The following is a 2,852-nucleotide window of genomic DNA, read 5'->3' on the forward strand; positions in this document are numbered from 1 at the left end:
GGAAAAGATGCAGTACGAACATGACCCGTCGCTGCTGAGCCCGACAACACAACAGGCACTGGAGCAAGAGGTGCAGCGGCTGAAGAACGAAGGTATACAGATGAATCCGGGCACCTTGACGCAAAAAACGCTGGCTTCGGAGGAAGCCCAAAAAGTGCTGAAACAACGGAGTATTGGCGTGTTCAGAGAGAAGCGTCCCTACTTAACCAACGATGGCCTCCCGAGAGAATGGGAAATGCTGGTGCCAAAGAAGATTGCGAAGACTGACGCTCAGGGTGCAGCAGCGGCAGATGGAACTTTTTAACTGCCAGTTACTCTAAAGACATCAGAATGTCCTCATACATAAAACGTTTTCCAGGAATGTTTCTATGAATGCTGCCCACGGAATGAGAGTCAATGCGAGCCCGTGCCCACAACCCCATTTTGATACCCGGGCGGCAACAGCCTCTGGCCAATGGTCAAGCAGCCAACCAACCCGCAAGCTGCTACCCCGTCATCCCAGGGAGTCTGAGCGACAAGAGCTACTGTGGGCCGCTGAGAGTGGACGCCTGGCGATTCGGCGAATTGAATTGAGTAAAGAAAAAAATTACTTTTCGGGCAAGGGTGCACCAAGACCCTTTACCCTTGCCCTGCCGGGAAAGATGATGCCAACCGAACACGTGCCACAACGTTATGGTAAATGGATGGTAGGCATTATTGATCCACAATGCCTGTATGTTTATAAACGTAACGCAAGGACCAGAGATCTGCTGGAGGAGCCTGACTCAACTCCGGAAAAACTGACAGTAAAATTACTACCTCATCTGCAATCATTGCTCGGTAGGCGTCTTGAGCGTGGCGATCAGGTGATCTGGAGAGTTTATCCTCTGCGTTTTACCTCGGGGCATCTGCAACCGGATGGGACGTTCAGTTTACCAAAATTGAAATTTGGCAGTAGCACACGACTGGATTACCCGGAACTGGTGCTCACCGGATACAGCGAAAAAGACATCAAATGCTTTTGTGTTTACAACGATGCACAGATAAATATTGCCGATATCCTGCAGGACAAGCGTGAGTGTGAACAGGTATTGGAGCTTGAACCCTTGCCCCTGGTCGTTTATTGCCATCAGACAGGTTCTGTACAGGTCTACTTTGATGATGAGCTGGACAGTAAACACTTAGCCAGGAATGAGCATTCCCTGAATAATTTTGCGTTTTTAGAGGGCATAGCCCCAAAACATTTCAGAGCCGTGTTAAATCTGCTGCCAATGTCTTTGCGGGCAGAGACATTGAGTTCGGAATCAACCGACTCGGCCAATGTCAGACACAAATTGCGACAGGCCATCACGCTAGTGAGTGATCCCGATCATTACAGTTACGAAAAGCTGCTGGAATTAAAACAAAGCGGCTTGCCAATTCACCAGCGTTTTTTTCATGAAGGAACTGCTCGAACGTTGCTTGATATGTTACTGACTTCCGAAGAGTTAAGAAAAAAACAACCTGAGCATGGGCAAACTCAGGAACATGAGGAAGAAGCTTACCGCATACTTAAGCTGCTTCTGCACAGCGGAGCGAGGCTGGATTTCAGGTCTGCCATGATTTTTAACAGTATGCTAGATGGTTCAGAATTGAAAGTGTCAGCGGAGGTAATGAATTATATGGTGGCTGCCTTTGCGCCCTTTGATTTTCTGAACACGAACCATCTCAGGAAATTTCCTTTAACCAGTTGTCCGGGAAACGTCGTTGAATTTGACCGGGTCTGTCAGGATCTGCGTCGCGATAAAGGACAAATACAAAAATACATGGAAGCGGCATTATTGGATGTGCTTTTTCACGATCAAAACCTCGACATGATCAAGTCCCGCTTACTGGCCCTTTTTCATTACGGTACTCACATGGACAAAGAGGTTCTGCATCGTCTCAAAGTAGATCTGAACCGTTATTACCGTGACGGTAAGAAGGTGATTAATAATTTCTCCGTGGCTGATTACATCCAATGGGTTGAAAAACTCTGGACGCAACGGGAAACGAATCCTTTCTACCAGAATTGGCCAGAGCATGTCCGACAGGCTCAGGAGGACATCAGGGATTTGAAAAAGTCTCTCGGTCCGCTGGACGATTCTGGCGCATCGACAACACCCTTGGCAGCCAGGAAACCGGTATTACAGCTTGTGGTGGACGCCTTCAGCAAAGCGCCGGTCATGCCTGATAATGCCGGCGACAATGAAAAAACCATCCTGAAAGTATTGCAGCATTATTATCGCCGTCCGGGACCAGAACGGGTGATCCGTAGCCTTGGCAGACAGACCATGCCAACCGTTTGGAAACCGCTCCACAGCTGCAGCCATGTCCTGCGGGCCAGGAATAATGGGCACTGGTATATGGAATTGCTGGAGAAATTTCAGCTGTGTTATCTGAGCCCGGAAGAAAAACAACTCATGGCGCTGGCGATCATCTATCATGATGCTGCCGCCGAAGATGTCGACAAATCAGCGGAAGAAACAAGATCAGCATACTACTTCAAACGGGACCTGGCCGGGCACTATCCTGAACCACTACTGGATGACATAGCACTGGCAATGGACAGCAAGGAAAACGATGTCAATGGTAAAGATGAGCAGAGCCTGCCCGAGCCTCTGCGCTGGTATCTGCGCATATTACGCTTTGCGGATCGAATGGACATTATCCGTGGTTGTGGGGTTGGCGACGATTTTCCCGGATTTACGCTGACTCGGCCTCCGGGTTTTGACGCTGGACGTCTTGACTTACCTCCGCAACTGACTGAAGAGTTTACCGCCGAGCCTGGCAGCAAGAATGAATTCCAACGGCATCTGGAAGCCGCCATGCACGGTGCGGCTGATCTGGCGCAG

At 49.4% G+C, this 2,852-nt stretch carries 2 protein-coding genes; both read left to right on the plus strand.

All coding sequences use genetic code 11. The features are described from left to right. The coding region (locus KDK19_RS22750) for a hypothetical protein (RefSeq protein ID WP_257293016.1) at positions 1 to 304 on the plus strand (304 nt) is incomplete at its 5' end. Between the two features lie 64 nt (positions 305 to 368). Continuing rightward, positions 369 to 2,852 (plus strand): hypothetical protein (locus KDK19_RS22755; protein WP_257293017.1); only part of this gene is annotated, 2,484 nt, incomplete at its 3' end.

Source organism: Endozoicomonas sp. ONNA1 (genome assembly GCF_024606325.1).
Lineage (GTDB): Bacteria > Pseudomonadota > Gammaproteobacteria > Pseudomonadales > Endozoicomonadaceae > Endozoicomonas_A.